At 51.8% G+C, this 22,787-nt stretch carries 10 protein-coding genes; 8 read left to right on the forward strand and 2 right to left on the reverse strand.

What is annotated here, in order from left to right:
* Window positions 1-119: 119 nt before the first annotated feature.
* Window positions 120-2,786: a cation-translocating P-type ATPase gene (locus C2I18_RS19675; protein WP_249897435.1), complete on the reverse strand. Its 2,667-nt coding sequence runs from the start codon at window positions 2,784-2,786 to the stop codon at window positions 120-122.
* A 367-nt stretch (window positions 2,787-3,153) separates the two neighbouring features.
* On the opposite strand from C2I18_RS19675, the gene C2I18_RS19680 reads away from it, so the two are divergent.
* From C2I18_RS19680 to C2I18_RS19710, 7 genes are all read left to right on the forward strand, one after another.
* Window positions 3,154-4,968, forward strand: coding sequence for a glycoside hydrolase family 43 protein (locus tag C2I18_RS19680; protein ID WP_249897436.1), 1,815 nt, complete (start codon window positions 3,154-3,156; stop codon window positions 4,966-4,968).
* A gap of 279 nt (window positions 4,969-5,247) precedes the next feature.
* Complete coding sequence (locus tag C2I18_RS19685; protein ID WP_249897437.1) at window positions 5,248-6,204, forward strand: glycoside hydrolase family 43 protein; 957 nt, start codon at window positions 5,248-5,250, stop codon at window positions 6,202-6,204.
* A 602-nt stretch (window positions 6,205-6,806) separates the two neighbouring features.
* Window positions 6,807-9,026, forward strand: coding sequence for a helix-turn-helix domain-containing protein (locus tag C2I18_RS19690; protein ID WP_249897438.1), 2,220 nt, complete (start codon window positions 6,807-6,809; stop codon window positions 9,024-9,026).
* Window positions 9,027-9,258: 232 nt separating this feature from the next.
* Window positions 9,259-10,233 (forward strand): ABC transporter permease, encoded by a 975-nt coding sequence (locus tag C2I18_RS19695; RefSeq protein WP_249897439.1) that lies wholly within the window; start codon window positions 9,259-9,261, stop codon window positions 10,231-10,233.
* A 21-nt stretch (window positions 10,234-10,254) separates the two neighbouring features.
* Complete coding sequence (locus tag C2I18_RS19700; RefSeq protein ID WP_249897440.1) at window positions 10,255-11,127, forward strand: carbohydrate ABC transporter permease; 873 nt, start codon at window positions 10,255-10,257, stop codon at window positions 11,125-11,127.
* Between the two features lie 82 nt (window positions 11,128-11,209).
* Window positions 11,210-12,778, forward strand: a complete 1,569-nt coding sequence (locus C2I18_RS19705; RefSeq protein WP_249897441.1) for an extracellular solute-binding protein — start codon at window positions 11,210-11,212, stop codon at window positions 12,776-12,778.
* A 28-nt stretch (window positions 12,779-12,806) separates the two neighbouring features.
* Window positions 12,807-14,306, forward strand: coding sequence for a glycosyl hydrolase family 28 protein (locus tag C2I18_RS19710; protein WP_249897442.1), 1,500 nt, complete (start codon window positions 12,807-12,809; stop codon window positions 14,304-14,306).
* Window positions 14,307-14,369: 63 nt separating this feature from the next.
* Here C2I18_RS19710 and C2I18_RS19715 read toward each other — a convergent pair whose 3' ends face one another.
* On the reverse strand, window positions 14,370-16,454 hold the full coding sequence (locus tag C2I18_RS19715; RefSeq protein WP_249897443.1) for an RICIN domain-containing protein: 2,085 nt from the start codon (window positions 16,452-16,454) through the stop codon (window positions 14,370-14,372).
* A gap of 318 nt (window positions 16,455-16,772) precedes the next feature.
* On the opposite strand from C2I18_RS19715, the gene C2I18_RS19720 reads away from it, so the two are divergent.
* The gene (locus C2I18_RS19720; RefSeq protein WP_249897444.1) at window positions 16,773-22,778 is read left to right on the forward strand and encodes an S-layer homology domain-containing protein; all 6,006 of its coding nucleotides are present in this window, start codon (window positions 16,773-16,775) and stop codon (window positions 22,776-22,778) included.
* Window positions 22,779-22,787: the final 9 nt, after the last annotated feature.

The raw sequence follows: 22,787 nt of genomic DNA on the forward strand, positions 1-22,787 counted from the left end.
GTCCAGGGGCAACGGGCCAATTGTATGCGAAAACCAAACACAAAAAAACAAAGCTGCAGCCCCGCCACCCGGGGAATTGCAGCTTTGTTTTTTATTTTCTCATGAATACTCTTATATTCCTAATTCACCGTTTCTCCAACCTTCTTGGACGTGAATGCTCTGCGGAGCAGCTTGGCAATTTCCATCAGAATAACGGCACCGAGTGCCAGGCCGGCTGCAGTCAGCCATTGTGACATTCCGAACGAATCCGGAATCGAGAAGATGTCTCTGATTCCCGGCAGAACGGCAATGCCATAGAAGGCGAAGCAGACAAGCACGGCTCCAATAACATATTTGTTGCTGAAAAAGCCGGCTTCAACCGAGGTCTGGCTGTTCGAGCGGGCGGCAAAGGTCTGCAGCGTACGCGACAGAATGAGCGTTGTGAACGCCATTGCTACGCCCATTTCATCCGAATGCTGAAGGCCGAGGTACAGGGAGATGATAACGGCTGCACCGATCAGCACACCGCGTGTAATAATCGCCTGCATCATGCCTCCGGCAAAAATACCTTCCTTCAGCTCCCGCGGTTTTCTGCTCATTACATTCGGTTCGGGCTTCTCCATACCGAGCGCAATCGCAGGCAAGGAGTCATTCGCCAGGTTGATGAACAGCAGCTGAATGGCTGTGAATGGATTGATCCAGTCAAAAACAAGAGCAAAGAGGATGGCGATAATCGCCCCCAGGTTCCCTGAGAACAAGTAAGCAATCGCCTTTTTGATGTTGTCGAACACCGTCCGGCCCACAGATACAGCATTGACAATAGAGACAAAGTTATCATCGGTCAAAATCATCGCAGCCGCATCCTTGGCTACATCGGTACCGCTGCCCATGGCCACTCCGATATCGGCCTGCTTCAGGGCAGGGGCGTCATTGACACCGTCACCGGTCATGGCGGTGATTTTACCTTTACGCTGCCATGCGCGGACAATTCTGATTTTGTTCTCCGGGGAGACCCGGGCGTACACGCCGATTTGCTCCAGCTTCTGATCCAGTTCCTGGTCGGACATGGCATCAAGCTCCTGGCCGGTTACGGCAATTTCCTTGTCGGTCATCAGGCCGATATCCCGTCCGATAGCTTGTGCCGTAGTCTTGTGGTCTCCGGTGATCATGATGGTCCGGATACCGGCTTTTTTGGATTCGGCAATCGCGCCGTAGACAGCATCCCGCGGCGGATCAATCATCGCAGTTAAGCCTACAAGGACCAGATTCTTTTCATCCTCCAGCCGGATTTCTGTGACTGTATTTGGCACATATTTGTAGGCATAAGCCAGAACGCGCAGCGCTCTTTTGGAGAAATCCTCATTGGCCTTCACGAAACGCTCCAGAATCTCCGGAGTCATCGGAACTTCCTGCTCGCCGATCAGCACATGTGTACACAGCGCGAAGAGTACATCCGGACCGCCTTTGGTGATCATTGCTTTTTTGCCGCCAAAGGTGTGCAGGGTAGTCATCAGCTTGCGGTCTGAGTCAAAAGGCAGCTCAGCCTCGCGGGGGAAGTTGTCGCGTATTTCCCGGTAATCCTTATTCACGCTGTTGCTGAAGGAAATAAGGGCTACTTCTGTCGGATCACCCAGCTCCTTGCCGTCCTCGTTAATATGGGAGTCGTTACAGAGTACGGCAATATGCAGCAGGCGCCGGGCTTCTTCCGACCATTCCTCCGGCTCCTGCTTGAACTGATCCTGCGGGCCTTCCGGTAAAAAGTAATCCACAACCGTCATTTTATTCTGGGTCAGGGTACCGGTTTTGTCCGTACAGATTACACTTGTTGACCCGAGGGCCTCGACGGCCGGAAGCTTGCGGATAATCGCATGCTGCTTAGCCATCTTGTTGGTTCCTACAGACAATACAATCGTGACGATGGAGGACAGGGCCTCGGGAATTGCAGCCACCGCTACAGCGACTGCGAACATCAGCGCATTGAAGATGGCTTCCGTAGTATCGACCGTATCATCCGACAGCCACACGCGGCCTGCCTGAATGGCAAAGATCACAACGGACAGCAGCAGAATGGCTATCCCGAGCTGCTTGCTGAAGGTTTCGAGCTTGCGCTGCAGCGGCGTCTGCTTGGCTTCGGCGCTCTCGAGGAGCTCGGCTATTTTTCCGATTTCGGTAGTCAGCGCGGTTCCCGTTACCACAAAGGTTCCGCGGCCGTATACCACAAGCGATCCGCTAAAAGCCATATTCCGGCGGTCACCGAGCGGCGCTTCATTAGGAATGGTATCCGCATGCTTCTCGACAGCCTCGGATTCCCCTGTCAGCATACCTTCATTAATTTTGAGGCTCCCGGATTCAATGACACGGCCGTCGGCGGGCACATAATCACCGGCCTCCAGCATGACGATATCACCGCGGACCAGCTCCCTGGCAGGGACTTTTTTCAGCGCCCCGTCACGCAGCACTTTGGCCTCGGGGGCCGACATTTGCTGCAGGGCAGCAAGTGAACTTTCCGCTTTACGGGTCTGGACGACGCTGATGACTGCATTGAGGATGAGCACAAGGAAAATAATCAGCGACTCCATAACATGTCCCATGAAAATCTGGACAATGGCTGCTATAAGCAGCACCACTACCATAGGATCCTTGAAATTTTCAAGGAAAAGCTTCCAGATGGGATCCCGGTTCTTTCCTTTTAATTCATTGTAACCGTCCCGTTCCAGCCGCCGTTGAACTTCTGCAGACGTAAGGCCGCTAGCTGTACTCTCCAGTTCCTGCAAACTCTCTGATACACCATTACGGTAATACTCCACTAATGATAGCTCCTCTCCGCTGTGCTTTGTCTTTTTTTGGGGGTCTCATAAGCTTCGATTTACTGCACTAATACCCGATAAATGCATGGTTTACGCAAGCTGATGGCCCAGTTCATCAAATCGTTATGCTTTTCAACCTTTCTTACAACTTACGGTTTCAAGCCAGGGCAGGTTTCAATTGAAAATATAGTTAATACATTTGTTAATGTTGTGTTTGATGATAACAGCGGGTTTTATTCTGCAAAGCAGGTTTTTCCGCAATATAGCATTGACTGACTCTGTGTCCTCTGACTATAATGTTTTTGTAAATATAAATATATTAACAGTAATATTAACTAAACAACATATCCCGCAAGGAGGGCTTAGCTTGTCCCATTCTCAACCAACTTACTCCGGTTATCTTTTGGTTCATTTTATCGGTGAACAACCTGACGGTGAGCAGGTCTATTTCTCCTACAGTGAAGACGGCCTGCACTATAAGGATTTGAACGCGGGTCTGCCTGTTTTGCGCTCAGAGCTTGGGGAAAAGGGAGCCAGAGATCCGTTCATCGTCCGCTCCCCTAAGGAAGGCAAGTTCTACCTGATCGCCACGGATTTGCGCATTGCCAGCGGCAAGGGCTGGGCGGCGGCGGTCGAGGCCGGAAGCCGTGATATTATCGTCTGGGAATCCGCTGATCTGGTGAACTGGTCCGGGCCATGGGCGGTTACAGTAGGCGTGGAAGGTGCCGGATGCGTCTGGGCTCCAGAAGCTATCTATGATGAGGCTGCGGATGAATTCCTGGTGTTCTGGGCTTCCGCTACACAGGAGCCGCATGAAAGTGAACGGAAGCATAAAATCTACAGTGCACGCACGAGGGATTTCCGGGAATTCACAGCAGCGGAGAAGTATATCGAGCGGGACAACCATATTATTGATACAACGATTATTGCCGATGGCGGCTATTACTACCGTTACTCCAAGGATGAGACGACCAAGAATATCCGGGTGGAAAAGGGATCATCGCTGGATAAAGCTGCGTTCAGCTTTGTGGATGCACCGGTGCTGGAGGGCCTTATGGGGGTGGAAGGACCGGAGATTTTTAAGCTGAATGACCGCGAAGAGTGGTGCCTGATTGTAGATCGCTATGCGGAAGGGAAGGGGTATCTCCCTCTGCTGACCACTGATCTTGCGGGCGGAGACTTCCGCGTGCTTGGTGATGATGAGTTTGATCTGGGAAGGAACAGGAAACGCCATGGCGGCGTTCTGCCGGTTACTTTTGAGGAGTCGGCCCGGCTGCTGGCAGCCTTCGGAGACGGGCATCAGGTGCTGCCCGGACAGTTCGCTGATCCGGATCTGGCCAAATTCGATGGGCGTTATTATCTCTACCCTACGACAGACGGCTTTACAGGCTGGTCCGGAACACAGTTTCATGTCTTCTCGTCGGAAGATATGAAGCTGTGGCAGGATGAGGGTGTCATTCTTGATCTGGCCACAGAGGATGTGCCGTGGGCTGTCGGCAGTGCCTGGGCGCCATGCATCGCCAGCAAGGACGGCCGCTACTACTATTATTTCTGCGGCAAAAAGCCTGACGGTGAAAGTGCCATCGGCGTGGCGGTTGCTGATGCTCCTGCAGGCCCGTTCCGCGCACAGCCGGAGCCGCTCATTACAATGGAACAAATCAAGCGCCTGGGGCTGGTCATGGGACAAGCCATTGACCCTTCCATCTACATAGAGGATGACGGTACAGCTTACATGCTGTTCGGGAACAGCCACGGGGCCATCGTACAGCTCGGCAGTGATATGGTATCCGTTGTAGAGGACACAATGAAGAACCTTGACGGATTGTACGACTTCCGGGAAGCCGTTACCGTGCTCAAACGGGACGGGCTCTACCACTTCACCTGGTCCTGTGATGACACGGGGAGTGAAGATTACCATGTAAACTACGGGACGTCAGAGCAGCTGTACGGTCCGGTAAACTATCATTATACGGTTCTTGGCAAAAATAAGGACAAGGACATGCTCGGCACCGCCCATCATTCTATCCTGCGTGACCCGGATACCGGGCAATACTGGATTGCTTATCACCGCTTTGTAACACCGTTAACCCGGTTTAACGATTACAAAGGAATTCACCGCGAGACCTGCATTGATCCGCTTCAGTTCGGCGAGGACGGGCTGATGCTGCCGGTGAAGCTCTGAACCTGCGTTTTCAATAGGGGGTTGAAGCGGATAACTGCATTTCATGCAACTAAAAGTAAGGATTAAGGCAGAGTTTTTGTTATAGTTGCACCTCGTACACTTAAAAATGGCCTTTATCCCCCCAGAGAGAAGATTTGCTTAGAATAGTTGTATGAAGTGCAGCTATAGGCTGAATGTGTTCCTTAAAGGGAATTTTAGCTGCACATAATACATTTAGAGCACTGACCATAAGAAACTATCATTTCTAACGAAGCAATTAGTCAGGAGGTTTGAACTCATATGAACGAAACGATTACCAATCCTGTAGTCCTCCAGCGGGCAGATCCGCACATTTACCGGCACAGTGACGGTTATTACTACTTTACGGCCTCGGTTCCCGAGTATGACCGGATTGAGCTCCGCAGAGCAGAGACCATCGGCGGGCTGGCCGCCAGCGAGCCTGTTGTGATCTGGAAGAAGCACCTGAAGGGAATTATGAGCGGCTATGTATGGGCACCGGAAATTCACTATATCGCCGGCAGATGGTATGTGTATTTCTCGGCAGGCAGTGACGATGAGCCTTTTGCACAGCGCCTGTATGTGCTGGAGAACGAATCAGCGAATCCGCTGGAAGGAAACTGGGAAGAGAAGGGCAGGATTTACACGGCCTGGGATACCTTCTCGCTGGACGCTACCACCTTCGAACATAACGGAGTGCAGTATCTCGTGTGGGCGCAGACAGATCCGTCGATTCAGGGGAATTCAAGCCTGTTTATCTCGAAGATGGCCAATCCGTGGACACTGGAGGGCGGGCAGACCGTACTGACCCGGCCGGAATACGACTGGGAAATCATCGGATACCGCGTGAACGAAGGGGCTGCGGTGCTGAAAAAGAACGGCAGCATTTTCTTGACGTACTCCGCCAGTGCCACCAATCACCATTACTGCATGGGAATGCTGACAGCGCGGGAGGACAGCGACTTACTGGATGCAGCTTCCTGGACCAAGTCTCCGGTTCCTGTCTTTACGTCAAGTGAAGAGAACGGCCAGTATGGTCCGGGACATAACAGCTTTACGGTATCCGCAGACGGACAGCAGCACCTGCTTGTCTATCACGCCAGAAACTACAAGGAGATCACTGGAGATCCCTTGTTTGATCCGAACCGCCATACCCGTGTCCAGCCAGTGGAGTGGGATGAAGTCGGACGGCTGGTCTTAGGCGTGCCGGTTCCGGATGGACAGGATGTAAGTATTTAAAAAGATGCAGGAAGACCCGTCACATGACGGGTCTCAGAGTGTTGAGAAACCCAGCTCTTGTAGTGGTCTTGGGTTTCTTTGCTGTGTTTCCATGTGTACGGACGTTGCATCTGTTAGATGCCTCGGCCTCTTTCGCAACGCTAACGGACACTGGGTCCGTTATTTGCCGGAAATAGCTCCGTTTCCATCGCTAAACGGACCGTGGTTCCTTTATTCTGCTAAATGAGGGGTGATTTAAGCTCTTTCGGATGAAATAACGGAACTAGGGTCCGTTAGGATGCCAAAACACACCTCTAGCGCAAAATAACGGATCTAGGGTCAGTTAGCATTAGCGTTTCCAAGTCATTAATATGTTCTGGTGTACGTTGTAAATTAAAGAAGCGGCAGCCTGCATGGCAAATGCAAGCTAAATGCCGCTTCTTTTTTTGCAGAATTCGCAAAATAATTGAACAAATCGAAAGATATTATAATAGTAAAAAAATTTAAATATCTGTTATCATTTAAAAGTGGAACAAAAACCTTATTTTTACTATCTATATATGAAAGCGTTTAAATTATGTGTACCGGTAAAAAGTGAGCCGGCAGAAATAAGGGGGAGCAGCATGAACAAATACGGTTATAAAAAGACCATATTCAACCACCTCGTTTTATCCTATACCATTCTTTCTGTTGTGCTGATCGGTACGATGGGCGGCTATTGGTACACCCAGGCTAACCGGATGATGGATCAGGAGATTGCCAAGGACAACGTTACCCGTCTGAATGCGGTCCAGTCTTTTATCGAGCAGACACTGCTGAAGAAATATGAAGATAATCTGCAGAATAAGGCCTTGTCGATCAATTTTATCCAGAGCAACGGGAACCTGAGTGTCCTGCTGTACGGAGGCTGGAAAGGAAATCTGAGCAGGGCTGCTGCTTTCAATGATGATCTAGAGTTTTTTAAAGTTGAAAATGCAGGGGTTACCAATGTGTCAGTCTATTTCCCAGGTAATGATTATGTGGTGGATGCCGACCAGTTTTATATGAACACTGCACATTCACTGGAGTCGGATTTTTATTACGAAATCAGCAGGATGCCCTTGAAGAAATGGATGTCCCGGACCAACGCGAACGGTGAGCAGGTCATCAGCTACATTATTAAGCTTCCCTATCAGATTCCGAGCGTGAAGGCAGCAGGCTATTTTATCGTTGATGTGGGTGTGAATTATCTGCAGACCGTTGTGGCTCCCATGCTCAGTTCCCGGGATGACAAGCTTCTGGTACTGGACGGGGAGGGGCAGGCGCTATTTGCTATAGGCAGCGGAAGCAGCAGGATTGATCAGGTACTGCAGGAAGTCCTTGGTTCAGATTCTTTTCAGGAAAGAAGGATGAAGGAGGACGGAGTACCGGGAGTCGTATCCCGGCTTCCGGCTGCTCATTCGGCGCATGAATGGACTTATGCCATGTACCGGCCGACCCATACGCTTGAACTTTTTACCGAGCATTTGAAAACAGGGCTTTATACCGCTTCTGCCATCATTATTTTATTCGGTCTGATCATCTCTTTCCTCTTCTCGAAGCAGCTTTATGTTCCAATCAAACAGCTGATGGCCAAAATTGGGAGCTTCCAGCCGGCGCAGCTTCATGTATCCCGTGAAAATGAGTATGTCATTATCGGCGATACCTTCTCCTTAATGAATGACAAAATTGTTGATCTCAAATGCCAGGCAAGAAAAAATGAACTGGTTAATCTGCTGCTGGGGGTCAGCCAAAGTGAAGAGCATCAGGAAATGCTCAAGCTGCCTGATACAGCCTTCTGTGCCGTATACCTTCAATTAAACGAGGGAGAGACGGAGGGGCTTAGAGCAAGGTACGAGCTGCATAATACCCTCCCGGGGGAGTTCGTTTCTTTGAATGCCAAGGAGGCAGTTATTCTATATTATATCGGAAGAGATGAAGGGCATGACCCGTCCTTTCTGGTCAAAGAACTGCAGGGGCTGCAGCGGATATCAGGCGAAGGCGTGAAATTTCAGTCGGCAGTCGGCAGGACGGTACAGACCAGCGAAGAGATTCAGGAGTCTTACCAAAGTGCGCAGCAGGCCGGCCGTTATCATTTTATGTATGGCAGACATGCGGTGATTGCCTATGAAACCATTCAGTCACTGAATGCGGAGCCGATCTTTTTTAATTTTGAGCATTACCGCAATGCGCTGAAAGCCGGCGATCTGAAGGGCGTAGATGATTTTCTGGATACCTTCGTAACCGCCCTGCATAAGGAGGGCATACAGATTGATGCGGCCGAGCTGGCAGTGCTGCAGCTGATCGCCCAGCTGTACCAGTGTGTGATTGAGCTGAAGCTCCAGCATCTGCTGCCGCACTCCGATCTGTTTGATGAGCTGAAAAAAGAGACGCTTCACGAAACGATGGAGAGCATCCGGAAGCTGTCCTCAGAAATTACCGAGCGGATGAATGCCGAAGGCAACCATGCCCATGCCGAGGTGATCCGCACTTTAAAAGCCTTTATAACGGATCACCTGCATGAGGACCTGTCCCTGCAGATTTTGTCCAAGGAAGTCTCGCTGGCGCCTGCTTATATCTCTACAATATTTAGTGAGGTTACCAAAAGCTCATTCACCGAATATGTTACCAGGCTGCGTCTGGAAAAGGCTGCCGAGCTGCTGATTGCCGATCCGCGGCTGTCCATAGCGGCGATTGCCGAGCAGGTCGGCTACCGGAACCCGCAGTATTTTCATAGTAAATTCAAAGCGCGGTTCGGTGTCACACCCGTCCAATACCGCAAATCGCATAAGGATCATTCAGACTGGATTACTTTAGAGAACTAATGGCTTACATACTGGATCTGGCCCCGCTGTTCATACGGCACGGGCTTTTTTTATGGCTGAAAAGTGGATAACAACTGAAATAATTGGACTTTTAAAGAAGCGAAAACGAAAGAAAGTATAACAATTTGAATGAAGTTGAACTGGAAAAAGCGTTTCCATAAACCTACACTTACATTTGTGAGCGGCACTGAAAAAATTCATGTATTTGTTTACGCGGAAAGGAGCAACTGTGATGGCCTCAACAACGGTAGTCACACCGGATGGCAAACTCCACCAGACTGAGAAAAAATCATCCAAGCTGGCGGCATTATGGAGGGAATACAAAAAGTGCAGGTATTTGTTTCTGCTGCTTGCACCGGTACTGATCTGGTACGCCGTATTTGCCTATTCGCCCTTGTACGGAATACAGCTGGCATTTAAGGATTTCCGGATTATGGACGGCATCTGGGGAAGTCCCTGGGTGGGACTCAAGCATTTTAAGTTTCTGTTTCTGCAATCGCCCGACTTCTTCAAAATCCTGGGCAATACAGTAATCATCAGCATGTACCACATTGTGTTCGGTTTTCCCGCTCCCATTATACTTGCGCTTCTCATTAATGAAATCCGGTCGTCCAAGTTTAAAAAGGTAGCGCAATCGCTGACGTATTTGCCCCATTTTTTCTCCTGGGTCATTCTGGGCGGGATTCTGATCACGCTGCTTTCCCCGTCTACCGGGGTGGTGAACTACCTGATTACTTTGGTGGGACTGGAGCCGGTCTATTTTCTCGGAGATCCGAATTATTTCAGATTCACACTGGTAACCTCGGCAATCTGGAAAGAGGTGGGCTGGGGGACGATCATCTATCTGGCTGCTCTGACTAGTGTATCCCCTGATTTATATGAAGCTGCAGTTATGGACGGGGCCAACCGGTGGAAGCAGACGCTGAAAATCACCCTGCCGTCCATACTGCCGGTTATCGTGCTCATGCTGATTTTGCGTATGGGGGGAATCCTGGACGCGGGCTTTGACCAGATTCTGAACCTGTACTCACCGGCCACCTATGAAGTGGCGGATATTCTGGACACCTATGTCTACCGGGTAGGCTTGCAGAACTTCCAGTTCAGTTTGACTACCGCCGTAGGGCTGTTTAAGAATGTGGTCGCTTTTGTACTGGTGCTGTTCACCAATTATATTTCGAAGAAGCTGGGACAGGACGGATTATTCTGATTTGGAAAGGAGCAGTAAGCTGTGAAATTAGGCAAAGGGGATATGATTTTTCAGATTTTTCTGATTACCTTTATGGTGATTCTGTGCATTATCATGCTGTATCCGTTCGTTCATATGTTATCGGTCTCCTTCAGCACACCTGCCGAGTCCTTAAGATTAGGAATTCATTTGTATCCGAAGGAGTTTTCCCTGTATGCCTGGGAGCGGGTGCTCGGAAAAGACGATATCTGGACCGGCTTCGGCAATACCGTCTTCAGAACCGTTGTCGGTACGGTATGCTCTGTTGTATTTATGTCGATGGGGGCCTATCCGCTTTCGAGAAAATATCTGCCGCACCGCAATGTGTTTACGCTGCTGATCGTGTTCACGATGTTTTTCGGGGGCGGGCTCATTCCCACCTATTTTTTGATCAAAAATCTCGGGCTGCTGGATACGCGGGCGGTATATATTTTGCCGGGACTGGTCAGCACCTTCTCCATGCTCATTCTGCGTAATTTCTTTCAGGCGATCCCGGATGAGCTGGAGGACTCGGCCAAAATTGACGGAGCGAATGACCTGCGTATTCTGTTCCAGATTGTGATGCCGCTGTCGCTCCCGGTTCTGGCTACGCTGTCTTTGTGGTCAGCGGTGGGGCACTGGAATGCCTGGTTTGACGCCGTCTTGTATATCCAGGACCCTGACAAGCAAGTCCTGACCACCTTTTTGCGCAGAGTTGTCATTACAGGTGAAGACCTATCCATGTATGCTTCCAATACGACCAACACCGCTCTCGGGTATCAGGAGCCGATTAAGGCAGCTACGCTGATGTTCACGGCTTTGCCGATCATCGTTCTCTATCCGTTCCTGCAAAAGTATTTTGTGAAAGGCACGATGGTAGGATCGCTTAAGGGTTAACAGGGTTTATGCAATCTGCTATCCAGGCAGTATTGTTTAAATATCAAGCACCAGAGGCATAAAAAGGGAGGATATCAGACAAATGAACAAAAAGTCATGGTTAACCGGGATGGCCGCATTGCTGCTGGGCACATCTCTGATTGGAAGCGGATGCAGTAACAACGGGAACAATGCTTCCCCGTCCAGTGCGCCGGCCGAGCCGGAAGCAGAAGCGCCGATTGAAATCATATGGGCCAACAACTGGAATGCTCCGGAAGGCGACGACAGCTATGTGCAGCAATTTCTGGAGCAGAAATTCAATGTCAAAATCAGTAATGTCAAATTTGAAACGGGAACCTGGAAAGAACAGCTCGGGGTTATGCTTGCTTCCGGCAACATTCCCGATGTGCTGGCGGTCGATGGAACAGTGGGGGATATGGTGCAGTGGGCGGATCAGGGTGTAATTGCCAGCATACCGGTAGAGGAGATCAAACAATATATGCCCGCCTATGTGGCGGATGTCGAAAGCATTGATCCCAATGCCTGGGACGCGGGCAGCTATAACGGCAAGAACTGGGGAGTTCCCAAGGTCTGGTCCAATGGAAGCACAGGCTTTATGCCCGCCTACAACGGACAATGGCTGAAAGCAATCGGGTATAACGGGGCTCCTAAAGATCTGAACGAGCTTGAGGATGTATTAACCAAGTTTACCACCGGCGATCCGGACGGCAACGGCAAAAAGGACACCTTCGGCATGACGGGCCGCGGCAAGGATGCCCAGACACAGATGTTTAACTCCGTTTTCGCCGCCTTCGGGGTGAATCCGTTCCAGTTCAAGCTGGGCAAGGACGGCAAAGTGGAATACGGCGCGATTACGGAAGAGGCGAGACAAGGACTGAAGCTTCTCAGCAAATGGTTCGAAGCCGGAATTATCGATCCCGAGTTCGTCACCGATGACAACGGCTCCATACAGAACAAGTTCATCAGCCTGCGGACAGGGATGTTCGATACCGGCATGTGGCATCATCTGTATAAAGACGGATATTTCGGCCAGGTATCCGCCGACAAGGGAATTGAACTGGTGCCGGGGACTCCGCTCACCGGGCCGGACGGCAAAAAATATGCCCTGTCTAACGGCGCATTGCAGCCGCCTATCTTTTTCGGAGCCCAGCTGGAGAAGGATGATCAGAAAAGACAAAAGATACTGGAAATTCTCGAATATGTCGCAACAGACAAGGAGGGTTATCTGACCACAGTGTTCGGCAAGGAGGGGGTAACCTATAATCTGGACGGCGATCTGGCGGTTATGGTTGAGGAACCTGAGGAGACCCTGGCTGCTTTGGGTGTAGGCTTCTATAACCCGCTTGGCGGCAAGGTGGAAGCTATGACAAAGTATCATTTTTCAGCCGAAAAAATCGCTTTCCGTGACCAATATACCAAAATTGAGGGCCTGACTGTGCTTACAGATCTGATGCAATCGACGGTAATGACCACCAAAGCACAGTATGAGACCATCCTGAACACGCTTCAGACCCAATATTATATCAAGGCCATCACCGGAGAAGCTGACACGGATAAGGCTTTTGATGACTTTAAAGCCCAGTGGCTGAAATCCGGCGGACAAGCGGAGCTTGATGAAGCCCAGAAGATTTATGAAGAACGCAGCAAGTAACAAGCAGTCATGAATTTGCAAACCGGCTGTGGGGACATGGAGACATGCCCGAACACAGCCGGTTTCCTTATGGCGGGAGGAGCGGGGAGATGTGTTAACCGAAAACTGGATTCAGTTGTACCCGGCACCGGAAGGGGCCGTACACAACTCCGATTTCTCAGTCCGGGTCCGAATTCCCGGAGGGAAATGGAAGTCCTTGTTCAGCTACAACGTAAAGGTGGATATGCACAATGTACGCAATGCATCCATGGTCATGTTCGACTGCTCCGGGACGGTTGAAATCGAAGTGGAGCATGCACAGGAGGTCATCCGCGAAGCTGTAATCCGTCCGCAATCAGCAGGTTTGTCCGGCACAATTAACGGGCGCCGCCTTTCGTTTGCGATAGACGGGCCAAGACTGCTGTCGGTTGAGATCAATGGCGACCGGTTTCATAATCTGCATATTTTTGCAAATCCGCCGGAGGATCCGCTGCCTGAAGCCGGCAGAGGTGAGGTCATCCTTCTGGAGCCGGGATTACATCACACCGCAGACATTCAGAAGCAGCTGGAACACAGCCCAAATACGGCTGTCAGGAAGAGCATTATCTTTGGGCCCGGTATTCACCAGCTGGATGAGCCGCTGCTTCAGCTCCCATCTTGCACTTCAGTATTCATCCCGGGAGGCGCTGTAGTGTATGGGGGATTGGTATGCAGCGGGGTGCACGATGTGACGGTGACAGGCAGAGGCATATTATATATGTCCGATTTTGCGAAGACAACCTATTACCGGGGATTTGAGATCAAGTATTCCCGTAATATCCGCGTCGACGGGATCACTGTAATCGATCCCCCGCACTATACGGTGCTTCTCGGACAGTCGGAGCAGATCCGCATCAGCAATCTGAAATCATTCAGCACACGCGGATGGTGCGACGGAATCGATATGATGGCCTGCCGGGATGTCACGGTAGAAGGTGGCTTTCTCCGTACATCGGATGACTGCATTGCCGTGTACGCATCGCGTGGGGAATTTCAGGGGGACACCCGGGATGTAAAGGTCAGCAGCTGCGTCCTGTGGGCGGATGTTGCCCATCCGGTGAATATCGGCACACACGGAAATCATGAAGGAGAAGGCGATGTAATCGGGAATATCAGCTTTTCGGATATCGACATTCTGGAGCACCATGAACCGCAGCCTGACTACTGGGGGTGTCTGGCGATTAACGGCGGCGATAACAATACCATCCGTAATGTAAGCTTTGAAGATATCCGGATCGAATCGTTTGAGCTCGGTGAATTGTTCAATCTCCGGGTCCTGCAGAATGAGAAATATAATCCGGCTCCGGGGAAGAGAATCGAAGGGGTCCGCTTTAAGAACATCCGCTTTGAAGGAACCTGCCTGAATCCTTCGCATATTGAAGGCTATGATGAGACGAGAGCGGTGGAGGATGTTACATTCGAGAATGTAACGGTTAACGGCAGTCCGTTTCAACTTAAGGAGCCTTACATCATTATTGGCGATCATGCCCGCAGGATCAGAGTTCTTTGATCCATGCCGGAACAGCCCGGTCTTCATGAAGACCGGGCTGTTCCGTATACGCAGTTATATTCCTTAAGGAGCAGCTTCGGTATAGGTTACATCTGCATTGAACGTGGTACCGGATGCCGCCTGCGCATACAGCAGGTAATTGGAGTGGCGCAAATACCGGGTCTGATCAGCCCACATCTGATAAGAAGACAGCTGCGGATCAGCCAGGCCGGCTGTGCGACGGAAGGTGGCATCACTGTTGAAGCCTGCCGTGTTGTCCTTCAGGTCCAGCCATACTTCCCCGTTTGAACGGACCCGCAGATAGCGGTCCGGATAATTGACAGACTGAAACGACAAGCCGCCGGCATCAGCCAGACCGGGGACCATTCTGAATTGGGCATCCTGAACGGGGGAGATCATCCCGGCATCGAGCCGGGCGCGATAGCTGCTGTGCCGGATGTAACGGTCCGGAAAGTTAAAAGATTGCAGACGCACATTCACGGATACCGGTTCCAGCCGCCACTGCTGGTGATTGCCAAGCGTGTATCTCCATTGATCGATTAGGGCTCCCTCTGCGGCGGATGCGCTGATGACATCGGCCGGCTTGTTGGAATGAACAGGAGTAATCCGGTAATACCCCCTGCCGGCAGGAATAAAGGCGAATTTCTGATGGTCTTTGCCGTTGGCTGTGTACAGCTGGAATTTGGCGCCATGCTCCAGAGAACCGCTGGCTACTTCCAGTGACAGCCCGCTCTGCATATTGGTTATGCTGTACTGGCCGCCGCCGAGATGGGTTACATTCCACTGCTGGCTGACAGCTCCCGTATAGGTTGATTTCCGAACCGGTGAGTTGTTTGCCGTACCGTTTGCTTCCATAGCTTTACCGTCAAGACGTACGCTGAACCGGTAAATACCATCCGGGACATTACCGTCCGGAAGAGCAGCTGACCCGCCGGAGCCGGCTGGCCGGGTGTAGAGCAGTGTTCCAAAGCCGAGCTGGTCAAAGGTCGAGGGATACTGCGGATTGGCCCCGCCTTCCGGTCTGGAGAGTGCAGCGCGGGCAGCGATATTCGGTACTGGCAGCCCCTGTCTGTTGGCATAATGGTTATAGATCATCTCCCAGACGGGACGGTACTCATTGCGGCTGGCACTGCTCACAGCAGTATGGGTCTGGACTGCACCATTTGTGCCGGTGCCCCATTCATAAGCTGCAAACGGCACGTTACCGCCATTATTGTATTTGGCCACATATTCGGCAGCTCGCAGGAAGCGGTTATTCGCCCATCCATATAAATCATCTCCCTGATGCCAGGCCATTTCGGCGATGGTGGCCATTAAACCGACGCCAAGCTGGGTGTGCGCCTGGTCGCGTCCCGCTTCCTGCCACTGGGCTAAACCGTCCGGATGCAGAAACGGAATCGCGTTATAGATGGAGCCGTTACCGGCACCGTTCTTGTAATACTCTATGCCGGTCTCGTAGATATCCCGGCGGTCGCAGAAGATTCCAATGGCGACAGCCGCGGCCATATTGGCCAGGTCCCAGTTGGCCCAGTAGTTCTGGATATAGGCGTCATTATGATCCTGCCCGTATTCATTGCCGATCAGGAAGCGTTCGTTAAGAGGCTTGTAAAAGACATTGATCAGCATCTCCTGCATTTGCGTTACATTAAAGCCAGGGTAATCCCGCATGAGTTCTGCCGCATTGGCCAGCTCGTAACCATACAGGCCGGAAGCCAGGTAACGGTCGGCATTGCCGGAGACTGCAGTAAGCGTGGACGACCAGGCATTTAGAATATCCCGGGCAGTGTCACCATTAGCCGTACTGCCGCTGATTTTCCACCGCAGGGCATTCTGGTAAGCACGGGCAACATCGTTGTACAGCAGCGCTACGTTATCCCCGGTGCCGCCGCGGATAATAGTAGAGGTGGCCCGCGGAGTCCAGCCGGCTTGGGAGAGCGGACTGGCTATCAGCTGGTTCCAGCCGTCCAGATAAGGCTGGGTACCGGCATTCACCATTTGTTTCATGCGGTCGAAGTCTGCCTGCGAATGCAGCAGGCCGGGATGGGAGAAAGGGGCGGCAGAAGCCGCTTCCGCTTTCGTTACGGCAGGAAGTCCGCTTATGCCGGCCACCAGCGCCAGGATAATCATGATTAATGATAATTTTTTCATTCCTTCAGCTCCTTCTTCGTAAGTGGCAGCCGCTTGGCTGCCTGTAAGCATTACTAGCGCACAGCAGCAATACGTTTTGCTAATCACCTCCAACATTTTTGAAATCGCTTCCGGAAAAACTGTAGCGTATTTATGACAAGGATTAAATTCCAATTATTTTCGAAAAGATGCAATTATTACTTGTACTGGACAACGTCCTTCCATTCGAATGATTTTGCAAAAAAGTCAAAGATATTGCAATAGATAATGCAAAGGGATTTTGCTATGATGGGCCGTGTTTCAGCGGGGAAAATCCATTCATGAATAAGGAGGTTGGAAATGAGTATCCGGAAGTCTCTGTTATCGAAAGCGTGTGCAGTTATGCTCTCAGTCGTACTGTTAGCTGTAACCTTGCTCGGGGAGGCGGTCTTGCCTGAGGCACAGGCGGACGGCAGCGTTCCTGAACCCGCCGGTCTTGTTGTTATGGAAGAAAGGATCAGCAACGGGTTTACACACCCCGGGGTGGGCTTGACCAAGCCGATACTGGAAAATATGCGTGAGCAGGTGCTTGCCCACAAGGAGCCTTGGTATTCGTATTATACGGCTATGACGAAGTCCGCTTATGCTTCCACTGCCTTTGCTTCCAGCAATCAGACCGATACGTCCGACCCTACGAAACCGCGCAGTCTGGACTTCAACAGCCAAAGCTATAATTCCAGGTTTATAGCCGATAGTTTGAGAGCGCATACACAGGCGCTGATGTATTATATCACCGGGGATGAAGTGTATCGTTCTAATGCGATGCGCCTGATCCGGATCTGGTCGCGTCTTGATCCTGCACAGTACGCCTATTTCACCGATGCGCATATCCATACCGGGATTCCGCTGCACCGGATGGTTACGGCTGCGGAGATCCTGCGGTACAGCCATTCCGAGGGTCTTGATCCCGCTCTCCTGTGGACGGATAAGGATACGGCTGATTTTACGGAAAATTTGATTAATCCGGTTATCGATACCTTCCAGCATTCCAACGGATACTTTATGAACCAGCATCTGTATCCGCTGCTCGGGGCGATGTCAGGCTATATTTTTACAGAGAATAAGGAACGTTACAAAGAAGGCGTTGAATGGTTTACCGTCAATGCGAGTGCAGCCGACCAAGGCCAGAACGGTTCGATTAAACAGCTGTTCCGGCTCGTGACGGAGGATGCTGTGAACGGGGAGAAGCTGGACACGCCTAGGGTACAGCATGTGGAAATGGGCCGGGACCAGGCCCACGGTGCAGGCGATCTCACCAATGTGGAAATTCTGGGCCGGCTTCTGGATGCACAGGGCACAAAGGTGAACCCGGAGGAGGGAACGTTGTCCACTGCAGAAAATGCGGTAACTGCTTACGAATTTCTGGGCAACCGGATCTTGGAGGCAGCCGATTATTTTGCCCGATATATGCTGGGCTATGATACGCCATGGACTCCCGTTGTGGCGCGCTATGATGCAGAAGGGAATCCTGTCATTTATAAAGTGCTCTCCGGTGCATACCGGGGACGAATCGGCGGCAATGTATACGGCCAGTATTATTATTATAAATACAACATGGGGCTTGATATCGAAAAAGAAGCACCGTATTACGCGGAAATGTTCGACAGGCGCACACCGTATTATTGGGAATCTCCGGATGGAGGGGCTGATTACTGGCTCTACATTCCGAAGGAAGCTGAGGGTGAAGGATCTTCCACACTGCCAAAGGTTTCGCCCAGCGCAGACTGGACGGAAATTGAGCAACGGGCCACCAGTCTGGACGGGCGGGCTGAGGTTCTGCAGGAAGGGGACACCTCGTTTGTGCAGATCAAAGCTGCAGAAGCAGGCAGCCGGATTTCCGTAGTCGCTTCCGGCACCAGCTTGAAAACAGCTGCGCTCAGAATCCGGACGGAGGGTACGGCGAAGCTTGAGCTTAACGGATGGTCCGATGCAGAAATTGTGCTGCCTGATACTAAGGGCCAGTGGAAGTATGTAACCTTTACAATGAACCAATACCGCGGTTTGGGGGATCTGATCTATTTCAAGGTCAGCGGGGACGGAACTCTGGTTGATATCGATCATCTGCTGCTCGCCCCGGCGGCCCGGTTAACCCCGCCTGTCTTCACATCCGGAGCGGACAACCTCAAGCTTTTCGCCTATACCGGTTCTGAAGCCACCCTGCACGCTGACTTTTCGGCACAGGATGCTGAGGCGAACGATCATGTAACTTATCAGATTGACCGTAAGCCGGACGGAGCTGTTTTTAATGAAAGCACCGGGTCTTTCTCCTGGAAACCAGAACAGCCAGGCGTGTATTCCATGGTTGTAAGCGCGGCGGATGAAGCCTCCGTGACGGCAAAGGCCGTAACTATAACTGTGGGTTCGAACCGTCAGGAAGCGGTTGCGGCGGCCATTGCCCCGTATATTCCTGGAACAGGCTACATCTCTTCAACCCTGGAAGAATACGAGACGGTGCTCGGTGAAGTGACAGACGCGCTGCCGTCCGCTTCAGATGAGATGTTTTACGGGAAGCTGGCTGAATTGAACGATGCCGCTCAAGGCCTCCAGGAGCTTACGCCTTTAATGGAGGACGGAAGCATGCGGTATTTTGACATTGTGGCGTCTTCCACCTTTGGCATACAAATCGGCAATCTGGTTGATAACGCGCCGGACAGCTTTGCCGGCTATTATCTGGCGGACAATCTCAGTTATATTTTGGATTTTGGAGTCAGTTTCAAAGTATCTGCTGCTGCCGTTGATCTTCAGGTCAGAACGGGATTCCCTGAACGGATTGGCGGAGCTGCGGTCTACGGGTCCGATGACAAGGAGAACTGGACCCGGCTGACGCCGGGACTCACAACTGCAGTTGATGAGCTGCAGACTTTGGAAGTCGCTGCTGAGCACCAGGGGAAGCAGTTCAGGTTCCTGAAGCTGCAGATGATTGAGCCGTCCAGCACGATGTTTGAGTTGTCCGAGCTGCGTATTTACGGCCTGCGCCACGAATCCCATCACAAGCTGCAATCGGTATCCCTGAGCTCACCCCAGAGCATACAGAACAGGGTGAACGCCGGCAACAGGGTGGACCTCGCCTTTCAGTCAACCGAGCAGATTGGAGAAGTGGAGGCTGTTATTCAAGGGAGGAAGGCTTCGCTTCACACTACAGACAATATCAACTGGACGGCCTCAGTGCTAATGGAGGATGCTATGCCGACAGGCAGGATTAAATTTCGGGTCAGCTATGCGACCGCCGAAGGGGTGCCGGCTGCTCCGGCCATGTTCACAACGGATAATTCGCTGCTCTACTATGTCAATAAATCCAAATTTATAGACACCGCCAAGCTGGCCCAGGTAACAGCCTCCAGCGCTCAATACGGCAGCGGCGGCCTGTCTGCAGATAAGGTCGGCTACCTGCTGTTCGATGGCAGCGCTGAAACCTTCGGCGACCTGGCTAACGGCAGCGGAGCCTACTATACAATAGACTTCGGACCGGATGCGTCAGTGCGCCTCAGCGATGTCATTCTGCTGCCCAGAACCGGCTATGCGGGGCGGTTGAACGGCTTGGTTGTTCAAGGCTCCGGCGATCAGCTGAACTGGAGGGATCTGACTCCCCCTGTGTCGGGGGCGGCTGATTATACCTGGACCTTTATCAGCGAAGAACAGATCAAGGACAGCAGTGCTTACAGATATTTGAGAATTTACAACCCTGCTGCCTGGAGCGGAAATGCAGCTGAAGTGGAGATCTACGGCGAATATAATATTCCGGCGGCAGCTTTGCAATCAAAGGTGAAAGAGCCTGAAGGTTACACCCGGCTCAGCTACTATCATTACAGGGGGGAGACGGAGCGGATTCTGCAGGCCGCCGGCGCGCAGGGCGCTGATATGCTGGCTCTGCTGAATGAGCTGTTTCAGGCCGAGCAGCTGCTGGTTCCGGTCACAGAGCTGCCTTCCCGGAAAATAGCAGTTACCGAATCCATGGTTAAGGCCTCCCATATTTCCTGGGACGGAAAATGGAGTGAAGCTGCCAACGGCTGGAAGGCCTTTGACGGTGATACAGCTACTTACACGGATACCAAATCCAATCCGGGCTGGATCCGCGTGGATCTGGGAGCCGGTGGTGAACAGGCGCTGGCCAGCTTCAAATTTCACCCGAGAGCGACGCAGGCTCATACGGGCCGGGTGAATGGAGCCATTCTGCAAGGCTCTGCTGACGGAGAAGCGTATACAGATTTATATACCATAAGCGGAGTGAGCGCTGCGCAGTGGTACACCGTACCCGTAACTGGCGAACAGGCTTACCGTTATCTGCGTTATTACTCACCCGGCGGAAATGCCAACGTGGCGGAGCTGGAGTTCTTCCGGAAGACCGCCGACAAAACGTTGCTGGTGTATTTACTGGAGCGGGTATCAGAAATTGACCCTGATGCTTACACCAGTGAAAGTACCGTTACCCTTCTTCAGGCAATGGACCAGGCGAAGGAAGTGCTTGGCTCCGCTGACGGCACGCAGCAGGCTGTTGATACAGCCGCTGACAGTCTGCTTGCAGCTGTGGATCAGCTGGAGGTTAAAGCGGTTATCATTAGTCTGAATAAGGCAGAAATAATCACAGAGGCCGGAACACCGCCGCAGCTGCCATCCGTAGTGGAGGCCGTATACAGTGACCAGACAGTTAAGTCCCTGCCCGTTGTCTGGAAGGATATTGATGATACCCATTACAGCATCCCCGGCAGCTTCACTGTGACTGGCGCAGTATATGAGACGGCTTTGCCCGCTGTCGCCCATGTCACCGTGATTGACGAAGGTGCGCCGGCACCGCCGGGCCGGCTGCAGGCGGATGCCATTACCTCAAGCTCTCTGCAGCTGGGGTGGAGAGCTTCAACGGATAATGTACGGGTAGCAGGCTACGATGTACTGATGAACGGGGATGTTCATGGAACGGTAACTGGCAGTACCTATGTGTATGATTTTACCCGTCTGGAACCGGATACCTCCTATACCTTCCGGGTAATCGCCTTTGATGAATCAGGCAACCGGACGCCGAGCGAGGAGTATACGGTCAAGACCTTAAAAGAAGAACAACTGCCGCCGGTAAAGCCACCTGCCCAGCCAACCGGCGGGATTACAGCAGGAGGGGATGTGTCCCCTTCCACGGCTGAAAAGAACGGAATAAGCATCAACGGCAGTATCATTAAGGTGGTGCCTGCACCGGATCAGGATGCAGTGCAGATTTTGCTGAGCGGTGAGACGCTTAACGAAGCCATTGAACGTGCCGTACAGAATCAGGAGGAAAAGCTGGTGATTCAGATACTGAAGGATGCCGGACTTACCTCGGTTATGCTGGAGCTTCCAGGCAGCGCCTGGCTGAAGGCGGAGCAGGCGGGGATCAGGCTGCTGTCCATAGAATCCGGAATGGCATCTTTGACTTTTCCCCTGAATGCGGCCGGCAGCCTGAAGGATACCGACAAGCTGATGGTGAAGATCACAAAGGAGGGTCTTCCGGGAATACCGGCATCCCTGTCCATTCTGCTTAAGGATAAGCCAGTATACGAGTTCGGATTATCCGTTAACGGACAATCCGTAAACAGCTTTGCCAACAACAGGATTGTGCATGTAGAGATTCCGTATTTGCTGCAGGCTGGGGAATCGGAGTATGAGCTGGTCAGTGCATCTCTTAAGGATGACGGAAGTCTGGAAGTGATCCGGAATTCCAGATATAACAGCACAGCAGGCATATTTGCCTTCGGCGCGAGGAACTTCAGCAGGTATGCAGTCATATCTAATCCTTCTGTCTATACGGACATGGATAATTATCCATGGGCTAAGGATAGTGTTGCAGCCTTGTCGGCCCGCAGGATTGTGGAGGGGACCGGGAACAATGCTTATGCACCGGGGCGTGCGGTATCCCGGGCTGAGTTCCTGAAAATGATGATGGAAGCTCTGGAACTGGTGCAGAGCGGTAGAATGTCTTCCTTCAGTGATGTGAAAGAGGGACAGTGGTATACCGGCGCAGTAGCATCGGCTGAAGCTCTGGGCATTATAACCGGATACGCAGACGGAACGTTTGGCGGCAGCCGCAGCATTACCCGGGAGGAAATGGCGGTCATGGCCCTCCGCATGCTGAAAGCAGCGGGAATGGGGCTGAAGAAGGAAAACAGCGCGGTTCAGTTCAGGGATACAATGCAGATCTCCGGCTACGCCCTGGAGGCTGTTCATACCCTGGCTGAAGCCGGATACATCAAAGGCAGGGAGTCAGACCATTTTGCTCCCAAGTCCCAGGTGACACGGGCAGAAGCAGCAGTTGTTGCAGCCAGAATTATGGGATTCATCTGATAAACATAA

The organism is Paenibacillus sp. PK3_47 (genome assembly GCF_023520895.1).
Taxonomy (GTDB): Bacteria; Bacillota; Bacilli; order Paenibacillales; family Paenibacillaceae; genus Paenibacillus_AQ.